Source organism: Pseudoalteromonas sp. SiA1 (genome assembly GCF_018732205.1).
GTDB classification, from domain to species: Bacteria; Pseudomonadota; Gammaproteobacteria; order Enterobacterales; family Alteromonadaceae; genus Pseudoalteromonas; species Pseudoalteromonas tetraodonis.
The window spans coordinates 1045652-1061626 of sequence record NZ_CP076084.1 but is presented as its reverse complement, the minus strand read 5'-3'; the positions used below and the strand labels follow the sequence as shown (position 1 = coordinate 1061626).

The 15975-nt window shown below is 40.4% G+C and carries 15 protein-coding genes; 2 read left to right on the top strand and 13 right to left on the bottom strand.

Annotated elements, in window-relative coordinates; all coding sequences use genetic code 11:
- Positions 1-9: 9 nt before the first annotated feature.
- The 12 genes from KK487_RS04890 to murJ form a co-directional block, all read right to left on the bottom strand.
- Complete coding sequence (locus KK487_RS04890; RefSeq protein WP_013464479.1) at positions 10-3183, bottom strand: pilus assembly protein; 3174 nt, start codon at positions 3181-3183, stop codon at positions 10-12.
- 1 nt (position 3184) lies between these two features.
- Positions 3185-3688, bottom strand: coding sequence for a hypothetical protein (locus KK487_RS04885; RefSeq protein ID WP_016899436.1), 504 nt, complete (start codon positions 3686-3688; stop codon positions 3185-3187).
- Positions 3676-4674, bottom strand: a complete 999-nt coding sequence (locus KK487_RS04880; RefSeq protein ID WP_013464477.1) for a PilW family protein — start codon at positions 4672-4674, stop codon at positions 3676-3678. The genes KK487_RS04885 and KK487_RS04880 overlap by 13 nt, the downstream gene beginning before the upstream one ends.
- Position 4675: 1 nt before the next feature.
- A complete protein-coding gene (gene pilV, locus KK487_RS04875; protein WP_013464476.1) occupies positions 4676-5236 on the bottom strand; it encodes a type IV pilus modification protein PilV in 561 nt (186 codons plus the stop codon).
- A gap of 114 nt (positions 5237-5350) precedes the next feature.
- Positions 5351-6055 carry a LytR/AlgR family response regulator transcription factor gene (locus tag KK487_RS04870; RefSeq protein ID WP_013464475.1) on the bottom strand — a complete coding sequence of 235 codons (705 nt, stop codon included), beginning with the start codon at positions 6053-6055 and terminating at the stop codon, positions 5351-5353.
- Positions 6052-7086 carry a sensor histidine kinase gene (locus KK487_RS04865; protein WP_013464474.1) on the bottom strand — a complete coding sequence of 345 codons (1035 nt, stop codon included), beginning with the start codon at positions 7084-7086 and terminating at the stop codon, positions 6052-6054. The genes KK487_RS04870 and KK487_RS04865 overlap by 4 nt, the downstream gene beginning before the upstream one ends.
- A gap of 30 nt (positions 7087-7116) precedes the next feature.
- The gene (gene ispH / locus KK487_RS04860) at positions 7117-8046 is read right to left on the bottom strand and encodes a 4-hydroxy-3-methylbut-2-enyl diphosphate reductase (RefSeq protein WP_013464473.1); all 930 of its coding nucleotides are present in this window, start codon (positions 8044-8046) and stop codon (positions 7117-7119) included.
- Entirely contained in the window at positions 8046-8486 is a 441-nt protein-coding gene (fkpB, locus tag KK487_RS04855) for an FKBP-type peptidyl-prolyl cis-trans isomerase (protein ID WP_013464472.1), read from the bottom strand. The genes ispH and fkpB overlap by 1 nt, the downstream gene beginning before the upstream one ends.
- Positions 8483-8983, bottom strand: a complete 501-nt coding sequence (gene lspA, locus KK487_RS04850; RefSeq protein ID WP_013464471.1) for a signal peptidase II — start codon at positions 8981-8983, stop codon at positions 8483-8485. Before lspA ends, fkpB begins: the two co-directional genes overlap by 4 nt.
- 12 nt (positions 8984-8995) lie before the next feature.
- Complete coding sequence (ileS, locus tag KK487_RS04845; protein ID WP_013464470.1) at positions 8996-11824, bottom strand: isoleucine--tRNA ligase; 2829 nt, start codon at positions 11822-11824, stop codon at positions 8996-8998.
- Between the two features lie 29 nt (positions 11825-11853).
- Positions 11854-12780 (bottom strand): bifunctional riboflavin kinase/FAD synthetase, encoded by a 927-nt coding sequence (gene ribF / locus KK487_RS04840; protein WP_036956845.1) that lies wholly within the window; start codon positions 12778-12780, stop codon positions 11854-11856.
- A 74-nt stretch (positions 12781-12854) separates the two neighbouring features.
- Positions 12855-14393 carry a murein biosynthesis integral membrane protein MurJ gene (murJ, locus tag KK487_RS04835; RefSeq protein ID WP_036956891.1) on the bottom strand — a complete coding sequence of 513 codons (1539 nt, stop codon included), beginning with the start codon at positions 14391-14393 and terminating at the stop codon, positions 12855-12857.
- Between the two features lie 295 nt (positions 14394-14688).
- Here murJ and rpsT point away from each other — a divergent pair, with 295 nt between their 5' ends.
- Positions 14689-14949: a 30S ribosomal protein S20 gene (gene rpsT, locus KK487_RS04830; RefSeq protein WP_008114420.1), complete on the top strand. Its 261-nt coding sequence runs from the start codon at positions 14689-14691 to the stop codon at positions 14947-14949.
- 67 nt (positions 14950-15016) lie between these two features.
- Here rpsT and KK487_RS04825 read toward each other — a convergent pair whose 3' ends face one another.
- A complete protein-coding gene (locus KK487_RS04825) occupies positions 15017-15400 on the bottom strand; it encodes a response regulator (protein WP_008114419.1) in 384 nt (127 codons plus the stop codon).
- 109 nt (positions 15401-15509) lie between these two features.
- On the opposite strand from KK487_RS04825, the gene KK487_RS04820 reads away from it, so the two are divergent.
- Complete coding sequence (locus KK487_RS04820) at positions 15510-15929, top strand: hypothetical protein (RefSeq protein ID WP_036956889.1); 420 nt, start codon at positions 15510-15512, stop codon at positions 15927-15929.
- The last annotated feature ends 46 nt before the right edge of the window (positions 15930-15975 follow it).

The window sequence follows — 15975 nt, the reverse complement described above, 5'->3', positions numbered from 1 at the left end:
ATACAGCCCTTAATTGTTGATCTCATCGTTTTCTTCACGCTTATAAATATATGTTTGCTGCGTTTTAAAACCAAAGCCAATGGGTTGTTTATCATTCACTAGCTTAATTTTACCATCTACCACTTTTAAGCCAGGTCCTGTAATTTCTATTGGCTTAAGTGGATTTTCAGCTTGTTCCCCTTTGATCCCAGGACCAATTAGAAAAAACTGGCTCTCTTCGATAACATCTTCCTCTGGATTATCATCACATTTTCCATCATTGTTAGAATCAGCACAGGAATTAGTCGCACCAAAATAAAGCTGTGGTGTATCTGGCACATCATAACTGGTTGCAAATTTTAGTTGTTCATACACTTTAGTACCGTAATGCAAATGAAAAGCATAAAGTGCGCCGCCACCGCCACTTAAAGAACATTGATTCTCTACAACTTCATCAGATGCTGGCGTGAAAGAGGTAAAATAAGCAACCCCACCAACAACGGTAGCTGCAGCTAATGACTTTTCACCTTTCGCTAGCTCATAACGCCACCCTTTCTTTTTCGCCAGTTCAGCTTCAACAAGGGTGAAACCATCTAAGTCATCTAAAGTATTACCAAAGGGGTCACTATTCATCACCATTAAATCTGCAGGCACAATTGGCGCAGGAGCATTAGTTTTAAATGAACGCGTCAGAGTATTCTCATCACGGATCATAAACAATTGATCTTGCTCGTTTGTATTCGTTGGTTTTGAACGGTTACCGCTGCCAATAACAACTGCATCATAAGGAGTATCTAAACGAGTAATCACTTTATTACCATTAACCGTGGTCTCTGTTACTTTACTAAACAAAGTACGCGCAACCAATGGCTTATAAAAGAAGCGTCTATCTTGAGTATCTTGATTACTACCTAGCTCTGCAAGTTTGAAATGGCTAAACTCACTGCTATCTTCTCCAGGCATATCAATTCGCCAAATATTACCACCGGTATCTGAAGCATATATTCTGTCAATATAGCCATCATAATCTGAATCAAGCGTAGTTAAATCAGCAGCAATGCTGTGTTTACCTTTAAAGCCATTACTGTCTGGGGTTAACGCCCAAACTAAGCTGCCTGTTTTTGCCTCAACAATATAAATACCACGCCCTTTTGAGTCCTCTGCTCTTATTGCCGCATCTTTATTTGTATCGTAACCCGCGCCAAACACAAGCAAAGGCTTATTACCAAAAGCTTTAATATAAGCTATTTGTGGCTTTGACCACGTTTGTGCCAATTCAGTAAAGTCGCCTTTACCCCCTTCAATTGGTTTGCTCCAAAGACGTTTTGGCTGATTAGGATTTGTAATATCTAAACCATAGTAGTTTTTACCACCACGGCGCATTCCAGCAAAAGCCCATACCTCGTCTCCTTTGCTAGCATCTATAATACCGTCATTCAAACCTTCACTATTTAAGCTTTTATTACTAAAGTAGACACTGATAGGGCCATCCATACCATATACTTTACTATCTGCTTGTTTATTTCTAAGTGGTTTAATAATGTCAAACAGTGCTGAAGGTATAAATGCCCAACTTTCACTTACAGTCTCACCGGCATCTTTAAACATATGTAAGAAGCCAGCATTTGTCCCTATGAGGATGCGAATATCATCATTACCATAATCAATTGCAATTGGTTTTGAATGCAAAGGATCACCAAATATATCAGCGCGTTGGTCTTGTGATGAGCCATCTTTGTCCTCATCATCAACATCTACTCCTCTTGCCCAATTAACATCTTGAGTGGATAAGGTCAGCGGGTTATTAACAATGCCACTGAGAATGTCACTAACAGCCGAAGTATCAAAACTAATAATCGAGCCTTGATTCTCCGTAAATAAATTACGAGCAAGTGGATCTATGGTGCTTAAATAATGGTTTACCCCCCCCTGCGCAACCGCGTTACCATCAGCGGGTTGGCCCGCAGGTAACCAAAATGTTTTTGCCTCTTTTGAAATTAAACCGTCACTATTAAGGGCTTGTTTGTTGGTTGCATCGACTATTTGGCTGCCCGATACCTTTAACTTTTTCAGGTTACCACGCCAGCGCGCCCCGGTTTCTGGATAAAACATAGCAAAATAAATAGCATCACGACTTCGAGTTTGATCTACATTGTTACTCGCCACTGACGGCGATGAAAAACTGTCATTTACTTCACGAATACGAGAAATCGTATTTTTAAGTGCATCAGATAGTTGCGCAGCTGTATTCGCATGTAAGTATTGCCCACCACCGTAATCTGCAGTCTCAGTAAGTAAGTTTTTACCTGAGTCACTCATACCCGTACCAAAACCGATAGGAAATACACGTCCTATGTCAAGTACATTCTTAGTTTTGCTATACAAGTCAACTTTTACATCATCTGTACCGTGAATAATTTTTGCTAGCGCCGCCAAATAGCTGTTACTAACAGCAGGCGGATTACCAGAGAAATAACTATTATGAAGGTTGTATATATCATTATTTCTATTTGAATCGTTGGTTGGATCGCCGTCTGTCATTAAAATAATATTAATACTGTTATCACACCTAAGTGGCTCGCCAGTAACAGGCGCAAAGGGTGATTTATATATCCCTGATGACTCTGCTGTAAAATCTCGTTCATTAGTATTTCCCCCGTAATATACGTTTTGTCCCGTGATATACAGGTAGGCTTCCCAGAGTGTTTCTGTTAATGGAGTTGAACCACTTGCAGGTAACTCTTCTACTTTATTTAGTAAAAATGACTTTTCAGCCCCTACTCTGGCTAAAACATACCCACCATTACTACCATTAAAGCGCATTAAACCAAATTCAATATCATCGTTATCGTTCACTAATTGGGTGATAGCATTTTGCGCAACTCTTAAGCGGCTATCACTACATGTGGGTTCATAATTGTAGTAACTAGTTCTTTTATAACATTGCTCATTTCGTTTATAACTGTCTTTACTTTCAAAGCAATCAACCTCGTAATAGCTATTACCGCTTCTTTTATAACAGGCATCACCATCATTTACATCCCATGCCATACTTCCCGATGTATCAAAAATCATGATTACGCGAGGCTTTTCATTGGTTTGTACATTATGATTAACATACAGCTCTATATCTTCAGCGCCTGCTGACATGCTAAGCATTATTCCTATTAAAGAAATGAGTGCTTTATTTAGTATCAGTTTCATTTTAAATCCCCTTGCTTAGGCTAGCCATCTCTTGGGCTACGCCTGTCACAATTGTTAGTTGGTGCTTACTTTTAGAGCCATACTCAATAGTTGTTGAAACTTGTACCATGTTGCATGAGATCCCAGCTGTAAAACTAAAACGACGAGGACATTCTAAATCAAGCACGCCTTTATTTAAGTTAATCATTCTACTTTGCATATCATTATGTTCGGCTATAACCATGCCTTTTTCATTGCCAGACGCCATGGTAGTTACTTCCTCTGGCGTTAAAAAAAATTGATTTGTTGCACCATTGCTCGCTTCATCGGCAATCATGCGCTGCACTTCGCCGATAAGTTCATTTTCGGCAACTTCTCGCTCTTGTGCTGAATTAGTAATTTTAATATCTATACTACTGCTACTCATTAACGTCACTGCAATACCTGTAACGGCTATGACCATTATTAGTGCAGTGATAAGCACCACACCTTGCTGTTTATTTTTCATCGGGATTAAATACGCCATAAATTTGCTCCCACGTTATTTAAACGGATAGTTGTTGTGAATACAGTACGTCTAAAGTTATCTGAAAAAGTAAGGGTGCGTTTATTAGCATCTTCCCCTAATACATAGGTTTGGTTTTTGAGTGTAATACCTGGATCAGGTTGCAGTGCTCTAATCAATAAAAAAACTTGTACCGTTAAAATACCTTTGCGGTTTTCCCAGTCTGTGGCTGTCATGTTATTAATGCTTTTATAGGTATCCACGCGACTGTCGGTGGTGGTATCTAAACCAAACACAAAACGCATATTCTCCACGCCTTCCATTATAGTTTCTGTATTCATAGAACCAGCTACTAAACGTTTTCGCATGAGTGCGGGTACAGTAATACTTTTATTATTGACTGTATAAGTTTGCTCAGCAATATAATAACTATGATGGCTGTAAGGCCAAACACTGGCATTAACATTTAAACTATCAGGGTCGATAACACCTCGAACAAAGCGTGCATTTTCTTGCTCAGCAATAAAGTAATTCTCATCACTTTGCGTTTCATTAACACCTGCGGCATCAACTTCTAGTTGGTGACCTTGTAAAAACTTAACCTGTAAAATATCAGTACCCGCTAAAGGGTTATTAACACAATTAAGTTCACTTGAACTTGCCGCTGTTTTTGCATAAAGGGTTTTAAAATTACTGCTGCTGGTTAAATCAGGAAAGCTGCCATTGTTGAGACCTTCGAAGCAATCACCTGTAGGATTTGTTAATGATGATGTATTTATTGCAGTAAACGAATCATCATAAAATGTTCCCCAAAAGCCTACTTGTTCTATATCGCGTTGCATAATATTAATGGCTAATCGACCAGACTCTTGCAGCTCACCTATTGTCATCGTATCGCGGGTCGTCACTTTCATACCAATATAGGTAAACATTACGCCACCCAAAATTAATCCCCCTATAAATAAAGAGATCATCATTTCAATGAGTGTAAAACCAGCTTGCTTCATCTTAGCTCCTAACGTAAATGTAGCTAGTAAGTACAACTAAACGGCGCCTTTTATCTGCTACACCACAGCTAATTTTGCCTGTTGCTTCACTCGCCTTAAATTCTTGACGACCCTGCCAAGAAACAATGACCTCAATATTAAACGCCTTACCGCCAGAGCCTGCTACCGACTCTGGATTAATACATACGGTGGCACCATCAAGTGATCCCGTATTTTCGCGGGCACGAATAGCACGCTTCCACTGCTCTATATCTAAACTCGCAATTTGTGCATTACTGCATGAACTTGTAAAACAGGTTGTAGAGGAATTAATACTTGTCTCGCTGGTAAACTCAAGGTCGTATAATGTAGCTAGTTGCGGTGTGTCATTAGCCCGTATTCGTTGAATAATATCATTACCAAGCGCAACAGCAGCGGCACGTTGCATTGAGTCAAAACTAGCTTGCTTAGCTTTAGCCTGTAAGGCAACGGCCCCTAATAAACCAAAGCTAAGAATAATAAACGCAATCAGGACCTCAATAAGGGTAAAACCTTTTTGCAATTTAAACGTGCTCAAAGACATAGTAAAACCAAATAATAATTATCTGATACTAAGTGTATGCAATAAAAAAATAGATTCAACTAGGACCACGACCAACGGTTAATTATGTTGATAAGCGGTTAATAGGTCGGTGTGCTAAAGTACGCTTTTTACGCTTTTGAGCGCTCGACGACTAACAGCTAAAAAAGGTGAACACCCTTTGAGTTCAATAACATGTTGATGGTTTTTAAGTGTATGGAGTGCCAAAATTTTATTTTTATTCACTAAGGTATTTCGATGAATTCGCAATATGTGACGAGGATATTGCATTTCAAGTTGCTTTAAACTGTCTTCAATTAGAGCCTCCCCACCATCGAACACAACTTTGGTATACTTTTCCTGTGCATAAAAATAAAAAACATTTTCTATTTTTATACTTCTTACGGTGCCTGCTAATTGATAGGTTATTTTTTCTGTTTGTTGTTGTTGCAGGTGTACTCTGTTTAAACGTCCTAGCTGTTGTAATGCATGTTGCAAACTTTTTTCTGATATAGGTTTTACCAAATATCCGGCTGCATTTAACTGCATCGCATCAAGTGCATGCTCAGGATGAGCGGTTATAAAAATAATCGCCGGAGGTACCGCTAGATCATTGAGTTGATTGGCCACTTCGATGCCATTTAAGCCTGGCATATCAATATCTAAAAACACTAAATCAGGCTGCTGCTTTTTCATTTGTGTTAAAGCGTCGTTGCCATTACTAGCCTCTCCTTGCACATGAATGGATGTATGGTTCTCAGCGAGTAAACGCTTCAATCGTGCCCTTGCTAAGGGTTCATCATCTACAATCAATACATTCATAACGTATTCTCTGCTTGTTTTGGGATGACTACTTTGACTCTAAATTGATTATCTTTGTTGGTTATTGTCAGTTGCGCCCGACCTTTATAATAAATACTTAAACGAGAACGAATATTATCAAGAGCCATACCGTTATGCTCTCTAGTATTTTCAGTTTCAGTAGGTACAGGATTAGTTACAATTAAGGTTAAATAATGTGTTGTCACATGCAGTTCAATACTTATAGTAGCACCACTTTGGCTTGGCTCAATGCCATGACATACTGCGTTCTCTACCAAAGGTTGTAATGTTAGATATGGAATATAGAGCGCAGGGAGATGTTCTGGTAATAACCACTCAACCTTTAAGCGCTCTGCAAAGCGCCATGATTCAAGCGCAATATACTGTTTAGTTAATGTTATTTCATCACTGAGTAATACACTTTGACCTGAACGCATTGCAGCTTGAGACAGCGCTGCTAGTGCTAAAATTGCATGCTCTGCAGCCTCAACGTCATGATGCGTTAATTCTGCCGCCGTATTCAAGCTATTATATAAAAAGTGGGGTCGGATCCGTGCCTGCAAAGCATCAAGTTCTGCACGAGAAAGTGCTTTGGTTTGCTGCTCTTTTTCAAAATGAATAAGCAAAAATTGTACAAACAGTAAGGTAAGCAAAAATACAATAATGCAATTACGCAGCACAAAAAACGTCAGTTGTTTTTCGTTTTCAATATCAAAAGCAATATGAGAAAACACCAGACTAAATACAGCAGTACTGAGACTATATGAAGCAATAAAAAAACTGATCTGAATAAACTGAGTCTGTTTTGCGAGTAATCGACGACAAAGATATAAAAAAGAGGTACTGACCAGCACAGTTACATGGAGAAACAAACTGATCGCCCCCAAATGCAGCCATATGTCATCGCCAGCATTAGGAGCAAAAGCTAATATAATAGCCACAACCTGTGTTACTACGAGGGATGCAAGCACACCACGCTCATTAAAAAGGGCCGAAAAAAGTAACGCATCTGGTGACAGTTGCTTACCCATTCGACCCTCCTTTTATGATTTATCTCTAAATTAACGCAGCTCTACTGGTACAGCAAAAACAATGTTTTCTTCTTCACCAGGATTTTCTGTTACTTGGTTACCACCGAGCTCTTTTAAGCGGGTAATCACTTGCTGCACTAGCACTTCAGGTGCTGAGGCGCCTGCGGTAACCCCCACACTATTGATACCATCAAACCATGACGCTTCAACATTGCTGGCATCGTCAATTAAGTACGCACGCGTACCCATTTTATCAGCTAGTTCTCGTAAACGATTGGAGTTAGAGCTATTTTTAGCGCCTACAACCAATAGCACATCGACTTTGTCTGCTAAGTCACGTACTGCATCTTGACGGTTTTGAGTTGCATAACAAATATCATCTTTACGCGGACCATCAATAGCAGGAAACTTGCTGCGTAAAGCATCAATCACATCCGCAGTATCATCTACCGACAAGGTTGTTTGGCTGCAATAAAAAAGGTTATCTGCATTCTTAACATCAAGCTTTAACACGTCATCAACGGTTTCAACTAGGTAAATGCCACCTTGTTGATTGTCGTATTGACCCATAGTGCCCTCAACCTCGGGGTGTCCATGGTGACCAATTAAAATGCATTCAATGCCTTTTCTGCTGGCACGGGTAACTTCCATATGCACTTTAGTCACTAACGGGCAGGTTGCATCAAATACTTTAAGCTCACGGCGTTTTGCTTCACTGCGTACAGCCTGTGATACACCATGAGCACTAAATATAACAATACTGTCATCCGGTACCTGATCAAGCTCTTCAACAAACACAGCGCCGCGATTTTTTAAGCCATCAACCACATAACGATTGTGTACCACTTCATGGCGCACATAGATTGGTTTTTCAAAAATATCTAAAGCGCGCTCAACAATGCTAATTGCGCGGTCAACACCGGCGCAAAAGCCTCGTGGATTAGCTAATAATATTTCCATTAACCTTGCACCTCAATAATATCAACTTCAAACGTTAAGCGCTGGCCCGCTAATGGGTGATTAAAATCGATAGTAACTGACTCGCCTTGCACTTCACGCACCAAACCCGGAAGCTCGGTGCCATCAGGTTGAGTAAACGCAATAATAGCACCTACTTTAGCCGGCGTTTCTACACCAAACTTACTACGATCTACATAATAAATATTATCTGGGTTTGGTTGACCAAAGGCATCTTCCGGCTCAAGCTCAAATGTTTTGCTCTCACCGGCCGTTAGGCCAAGTAAACATTTTTCAAAATTAGCGGTTAAGCTGCCATCACCCATAGTGAGCTTAGCCGGCTTGTTATGCACTTTCGTTGAGTCAGCGGCAGAGCCATCTTCTAGTTTAATAGAAAAATGAAAAATAACGTCTGAGTTTTCACCAATTACAGCTTGGCTCATGCTTTATGCTCCTTTGGATTTTCGCCGGTAAAGGCGTCAAATAGTAATAATGCAGCACCAATACAAATAGCGCAGTCTGCAATATTAAATACGGGAAAATGTGAGTCTTCGTAAAACACATGTAAAAAATCAATAACGTAACCATAAGCAATGCGGTCGTACAAGTTACCAATAGCACCGGCTAAAACTAACGAGTAAGCACCACATAATACTTTATTAGACGCTGGAAGACGTTTTAACCACCACACCAACAAACAACTAATCGCGATTGCTATTGCACTTAAAAACCAACGCTGCCAGCCACCCGCTTCGCTTAAAAAGCTATAGGCTGCACCGTAGTTATGTACATAAGTGATGCTAAAAACAGGCAGTAAATTAATTGACTCACCATAAGCCATGGTGTTTACAACCAGTGTTTTACTGGCAAAGTCTATTACAAGCAGTAATAGACTCAACCAAAGCCACACTAAACCACTTTTTTGGGTTAGTTTGCTCACTAAAAACAACTCCTAAGCGAATTGACGCTTTTCACCTTCACCGTCAACGTTACTTACACAACGACCACAAATTTCGGGATGAGCAGGCTCAACACCTACATCTTCACTGTAATGCCAACAACGTTCACACTTTTTAGCATCTGTTGCTGATACGCTAATGTATAAGCCATCAATTTCAGTAGTTTGTGAATCTGCAGGTTGACTGTCTACCTCGGTAACGTTAACCGCAGAGGTTAACAACACAAAACGTAGCTCATCGCCTAACGCCGCAAGTTTTGCTGCAAGCTCTTTGCTGGCAAACAGGTTTACGGTTGCTTGTAATGTTGCGCCAATCACATCTTCTTTACGTGCAGCTTCTAACAGACGGTTCACTTCGTCACGCACATTTAAAATAGCTTGCCAGTCTTCATTACTAAACTTGGTCGTTGTTGGTGCTTGTAATCCCTCATACCATGTTGAAGTAAATACATAGTCACTGCGCTCACCTGGAAGTGCTTCCCAAATTTCTTGCGCTGTAAAGCTCATGATTGGCGCCATCCAGCGAGTCATAGCTTCAGCAATATGATAAAGCGCTGTTTGACAAGAACGACGTGCATGGCTGTCGCTTTTTGCCGTGTACTGACGGTCTTTTATAACGTCTAAGTAGAACGAACCAAGCTCACCGGTACAGAAGTTCATTAGCTTTTGCGTTACTAATAGCATTTGGTAGCTATCGTAAGCCGCTAAAATATCATCTTGTAACTGTGCTGCGCGCCCTACAATCCACTTATCAAGCTCAACCATATCATCAACAGCAACTTGATCCGTTTTTGGATCAAAACCACTTAGGTTAGCAAGTAAGTAACGGCTGGTGTTACGAATACGACGGTAACGATCTGCCGAACGTTTGAATATTTCATCGGATACGGTCATTTCTGCTGTGTAATCAGTTGATGCTACCCATAAACGTAAAATATCAGCGCCCAGTTTATTCATCACATTTTGTGGCGAAATAACATTGCCTAATGACTTAGACATTTTGCGGCCGTTTTCATCAACCGTAAAGCCATGCGTAAGCACTTGCTTGTATGGTGCATGACCATTAATTGCCACTGAAGTCATCATTGATGACATAAACCAACCACGGTGTTGATCAGAACCTTCAAGGTATAAATCTGCAGGACCAACTAAATCTTCACGCGCATCAACAACACAGGCATGAGTCACACCTGAGTCAAACCACACATCTAGCGTGTCTTGTACTTTCATGTACTGTTTAGCGTCTTCTTCACCTAGCAAAGTAGCAGGCTCTAGGTCATACCATGCTTGAATACCTGATTTTTCGACAAGTACTGCAGCTTGTTCAATCAGCTCTTGAGTATTTGGGTGTAATGCACCCGTGTCTTTATCAACAAACAATGCAATAGGTACACCCCACGTACGTTGACGCGAAATACACCAATCAGGGCGGCCTTCAACCATGTTGGCAATACGGCTTTCGCCCCATTCAGGTAACCATTGAGTATTTTTAATTTCAGCCAGTGAATCTTTGCGTAAGTTAGCCTGATCCATGCTAACAAACCATTGTGGTGTGGCACGGAAGATAATAGGCGTTTTATGGCGCCAACAATGTGGGTAGCTATGAGTTAATGCATGATGATGCATTAAGGCATTATTTTCTTTTAATACCTCAATTACACTCGCATTGGCTTTAAACACATGTTGACCGGCAAATAATTCAGTGTCAGGTAAGTACACTCCGTTTGCGCCAACTGGGTTAGCTACTTCAAGATTATACTCAAGGCCTGCCACGAAATCTTCTTGACCATGACCAGGTGCAGTATGTACAACACCCGTACCAGAATCTGTGGTTACGTGTTCAGCTACAATAACCGGTACGTTAAAGTCATAAAATGGGTGTGCAACGTTTAAGTTTTCAAGTGCTGCACCTTTAACATAGCCAAGGATATGGAAGTGGTTAAAGCCAAAACGATCCATCGCATCTTTAACAAGCTCAGAACCTAAAATCAGACGCTGCTGAGCACCTTCATCGTCTACTTGTACTAGCGCGTATTCTAAATCAGCATGCACAGCAACCGCACGGTTAGCTGGCAAAGTCCACGGTGTCGTAGTCCAAATAACAGTCCCTACACTGCCAGTGCCTTGATGACCATCAGCTAAGTTAAACGCATTTACTACTGCGTCTTGATCAGCAAAAGTAAAACGTACATCGATAGCTGGCGATTGTTTATCTTGGTATTCAACTTCTGCTTCTGCTAATGCAGAGCCACAATCTGTACACCAATGCACAGGTTTTGCGCCTTTATGCAGATGGCCATTTTTTATAATGCGACCTAGTACACGAATTGCATTGGCTTCAAAGTCAAAGTTCATGGTTAGGTAAGGCTTATCCCAATCACCAAAAACGCCTAAACGTTTAAAGTCTACTTTTTGGCCTTCCACTTGCTTTTTAGCATAGGCACGACATTTTTCGCGAAATTCTGCAGCAGTTACCTTAACACCGGGTTTACCGACTTTTTTCTCAACCATTAACTCAATTGGTAAACCATGACAGTCCCAACCTGGTACGTATGGCGCATCGAAGTCTGATAAGGTTTTAGACTTAACAATAATATCTTTTAATATTTTATTTACTGAATGGCCTAAATGGATATCGCCGTTTGCATACGGAGGGCCGTCATGCAAAATGAAAGTTTTTTTACCTTTCTTTGCGCTGCGAATTTGACCATACAGGTCGTCTTCATACCATGCTTTAAGCATTTTTGGTTCACGTTGTGCCAAATTGCCACGCATTGGAAACATTGTTTCCGGTAAATTCAAAGTATGTTTGTAGTCGCTCATTAATCCTACTTTCCGTCTCTATCGGCTACCTAATTTAAACCAAAACACTGCTTAGCGGCGGCAACATCGGTTGCTATTTGTGCCGTCAGTTGTGTTAATGTCTCGAATTTTTTCTCGTTGCGGAGTTTTTCAATCAACTCCACATGCATAAATTGTCCATAAATATCTTGTGCAAAATCAAAAAGGTGTACTTCTAATAAGGCACGAGTTCCATTAAATGTGGGTTTGTTTCCAATGTTAGCCACCCCAAAAACGTGTTTTCCTGCGATCATTACTTGAACCGCAAATACGCCATTAACCGGACAAACTTGACGCTTTAGGGCAATATTTGCCGTTCTAAAACCTAGTTCTCGGCCTTTTTTCCAGCCGTGAATAACACGCCCAGATATCGCATAATTATGCCCAAGCATGACTTTGGCACTAACCAAGTCACCCTCAGCAAGCGCTTCTCGTATTAAGGTACTGCTTACTCTAGCATTTAATTGCCTAAAGCTGGCAGTGCTTTTAACACTCATTCCCGCTTGAGTACCCATATTAGCCAATAGGCTAAAATTTCCTTGGCGCTGTCTACCAAATCTAAAATCATCGCCAACCGTTAATGCTTTAACGCCCAGCTTTTTAATTAAAATATCGCTCACAAACTGCTCTGCATGCATATTTGCAAACGCTTGATTAAAGCTAATACAAATAACGCGCTCAATCCCCAAGTTACTCAATAGACGAAGTTTATCACGCAGTCGAGTAAGCCTAGCCGGGGCATTGTTTTTTGCAAAAAACTCTTGTGGCTGAGGCTCAAATAACATTACAGTGCTAGGTAAATTATTTTCTTTGGCATCCGCTAACAGCCCTTTTAATACGGCAGCATGACCCAAATGAACACCATCAAAATTACCAATGGTTAGCACACAACCAAAGTGTTGTGGGCGTATATTGTGTATACCTCTAATTAACTCCATGCCACCTAATGCCTTTTTCAGCGAGCGATAAAATGCGACCTTGGGTCGCAGAGTGTCCGATTATAATCTTTTTTTTAATTTGATTCAGTAATTGCTACACTTTTTATCGTATTTAGTCTAACGCCCATCAAAAACAACATAAAAAAGTAACTAACAACCGCAATAATTAATAACACAACCAACAACATAACTTGTTCACTAAAGTGCCAGCTAGGCCAATCATAGTGTCTACTGGTAAACCACACTAGTGCGCCCATCGTCACACTCGCCAGCAAACATTTCAAAGTGAAGTAGCCACTCATGCTGGAGAACTGGTAAACATTCTCTTTTTTAAGCTGTCGGTACAGTAAGTAGGCATTACAACTAGCCGACATAGAGGTTGCCAGTGCTAAGCCTAAATAGCCAATAAAGGGCGCCAGCATAATATTAAACACCATGTTAAGCACCAAAGTGACAATACCAATGCGCACCGGTGTTTTCGTATCTTGGCGAGAATAAAACCCAGGCGCCAACACTTTAATTAACATAAAGCTGACTAATCCCACCGAGTAGGCAACCACCCCTAAGCTCACTGCCTTAACGTGATCAATGCCAGCCTCTTTAAACGCGCCGTGATCAAACAGCACAGTAATAATCAACGGGCTTATAATCATCAGGCCTACCATTGCAGGGAGCCCTAAAAAAATCACAAATCGCACTCCCCAATCTAGGGTATGTTGAAAGTCGCTACTTTTTTTACTGCTGTGTAATTTTGATAGCGCAGGTAAAATAACCGTCGCAATACCGATACCAAATAAACCAAGTGGGAATTCAATCAGTCTATCTGAGTAATACAGCCAAGCGATAGAGCCTGTCATCAATAATGAAGCTATTACCGTATCGAGTAATAAGTTAATTTGACTAATTGATACACCAAATAACGCTGGGAGCATTAATTTACGCACTTTTTTAACATTTTCGTCTTGCCAACCCCATCGCGGCCGCGCCAACATTTTTGCTTTATATAAAAACGGCAGTTGAAATAATAGCTGTACCACGCCCCCTAAAAATACGCCTATTGCTAATGCATATGCACCAACAGAAAATTGGTCATGCAATAAAATGGCACAACCAATAATAGAAACATTAAGTAATACAGGAGTAAATGCGGCAACTGCAAAACGGTTGTACACATTCATTACTGCGCCACTAAGCGCCACTAAGCTTACAAAAAATAAATAAGGAAAGGTCAGCTTTAATAGTGAACTGGCAAGCTCAAACTTTTCTGCGTCAGGGCCACCTTGCCACCAATCAATAAACCAACCAGTACCAAATAAAGCGGCGATAACGGGGGATGCCACAACACCAAAAAGCGTAACGAGTAGTAAAATTGTGCCGAGTGTACCTGCCGCCTGCGCAACAAATATTCTGACTTTATCATCGCCTTGTTGTTCTTTGATTTCACTTAATACAGGTACAAACGCCTGTGCAAAAGCCCCTTCAGCAAATAAACGGCGTAAAAAATTAGGAATACGGTTTGCAAATAAAAACACATCGGCAGCAGTCCCTGCCCCCAACAAGTTAGCAACAACAGCATCACGCACTAGCCCTAAAATACGCGAGATCATTGTCATTGCACTTACAATCATCCCGGAACGAAACAAACCTTTTGACACTATAAATCCATATTAAAAATCAGCAATTAAGTTAATTATGCCATAGTCTTTTTTATAAATCGCTTTAAAGCACTAGGCTCGAACCCCTTGCTTTGTTACAATAGCGGCATTAACTGCTAAAGCGGCAAATTGATGTTCGTTATAAGGAGCAGTTTTTCTTGGATTGTTAAAATTAAATTGACATTCATGATAAAAACAGGCATATTCCACGGCCTTTAATTTAAGCTTTATTTAAGATTGTTAGGAGCAAACCTTGGCTAACATCAAGTCTGCAAAAAAACGCGCTATCACAAGCGAAAAAAACCGTCAGCACAACGCAAGCCGTCGTTCAATGATGCGTACTTACTTCAAAAAAGTAATCGTAGCTATTGAAGCTGGCGATAAAGAAGCTGCACAGCAAGCTTTTTCTGTTGCTACACCTATCCTAGACCGTTACGCAACTAAGGGTCTAATCCACAAAAACAAAGCTGCTCGTCATAAGAGCCGTTTAGCTGCTAAAATTAAAGCGCTATAATTTGTTTTTGCAAGATTAAAAAAACCGGCTTTTGCCGGTTTTTTTTTGCCCAAAATAAATACGCTTTTTAAACGTTATCGAGCTCTGGATAAAACTTTTTCAGCATCGCCGCAATTTTCTTCGGAGAAAATGGCTTAACCACAAATCCTTTTGCCCCTCTATCTATTGCATCCTTCACATTTTCAACGCCTGAATGCGCCGACACCATCACCACGTTTGTCTCTGGTGATAACTCATTTATCTGCGCAATAAGCTCTTTACCATCGCCGTCAGGTAGCTCTATATCTAAAAATATAATGTTAAAGTTTGCTGCACGGCATTCACTTATGCACTGCGCGGCCGTAGACGCTTCTTTTACATTCTCTATCCCTAAATGCATCAATGTTTGACTTAGAAAGCTACGCACCGTGCTAACATCATCAACTATTAAAATAGATAGCTGCGTATTCATATATAATCCTTATAGGCTAAAAGCCGTGTCTGCGAAATTGGTGATTTGCTTAAAATACAAATATTTACTTTATTATAGAGAGCTAAGCCAAAAAGGCCAGATTTGCTTTATGTCGAAAAACACAAAAAAGAGTCGTCGCAAAAAAAATAAAGCGGCCTATGTTAAACCAATACCTAGTAACAAGCCTGCAAACCTTGGCTCACAATTAAACCCGCGCGCAGTAAGTGTAAAACGTGGCGCCAAACTAACCGCATTTTTTATTTTCACGATATTATTACTTATATTTGTTTTAGCGCCAAAGCCTAGTTTACTCACCTATAAAAAATCAGCCATAGTTAGCAAAAGTATTTATTGGCCAGGGCTATTTGCCAATAAACCAAAGCTACTGGATTCAACGCTGCACCCTAGACTAGATAAGCATCGCAGAACACTATACCTCTGTGTAGATCTTCAGCAACCACAAAGCTGCCAAAAATATCATGTTATTGCTGAAGAGGGATTATTTTCGGTATTAATTACCTACTTTTAGCATTAAAAAAACTAATCTGAAAATTTAAAATTACTTGGTTGAAAGC

Excerpts from the sequence above, each read along its gene's own strand:
- KK487_RS04825 (WP_008114419.1), bottom strand. The coding sequence starts at position 15,400 with ATGAATACGCAGCTATCTATTTTAATAGTTGATGATGTTAGCACGGTG.
- KK487_RS04820 (WP_036956889.1), top strand. The coding sequence starts at position 15,510 with ATGTCGAAAAACACAAAAAAGAGTCGTCGCAAAAAAAATAAAGCGGCC.
- KK487_RS04880 (WP_013464477.1), bottom strand. The coding sequence starts at position 4,674 with ATGAAGCAAGCTGGTTTTACACTCATTGAAATGATGATCTCTTTATTT.
- murJ (WP_036956891.1), bottom strand. The coding sequence starts at position 14,393 with ATGACAATGATCTCGCGTATTTTAGGGCTAGTGCGTGATGCTGTTGTT.
- KK487_RS04865 (WP_013464474.1), bottom strand. The coding sequence starts at position 7,086 with ATGGGTAAGCAACTGTCACCAGATGCGTTACTTTTTTCGGCCCTTTTT.
- ribF (WP_036956845.1), bottom strand. The coding sequence starts at position 12,780 with ATGGAGTTAATTAGAGGTATACACAATATACGCCCACAACACTTTGGT.
- ispH (WP_013464473.1), bottom strand. The coding sequence starts at position 8,046 with ATGGAAATATTATTAGCTAATCCACGAGGCTTTTGCGCCGGTGTTGAC.
- fkpB (WP_013464472.1), bottom strand. The coding sequence starts at position 8,486 with ATGAGCCAAGCTGTAATTGGTGAAAACTCAGACGTTATTTTTCATTTT.
- KK487_RS04885 (WP_016899436.1), bottom strand. The coding sequence starts at position 3,688 with ATGGCGTATTTAATCCCGATGAAAAATAAACAGCAAGGTGTGGTGCTT.
- ileS (WP_013464470.1), bottom strand. The coding sequence starts at position 11,824 with ATGAGCGACTACAAACATACTTTGAATTTACCGGAAACAATGTTTCCA.
- KK487_RS04890 (WP_013464479.1), bottom strand. The coding sequence starts at position 3,183 with ATGAAACTGATACTAAATAAAGCACTCATTTCTTTAATAGGAATAATG.
- KK487_RS04870 (WP_013464475.1), bottom strand. The coding sequence starts at position 6,055 with ATGAATGTATTGATTGTAGATGATGAACCCTTAGCAAGGGCACGATTG.
- pilV (WP_013464476.1), bottom strand. The coding sequence starts at position 5,236 with ATGTCTTTGAGCACGTTTAAATTGCAAAAAGGTTTTACCCTTATTGAG.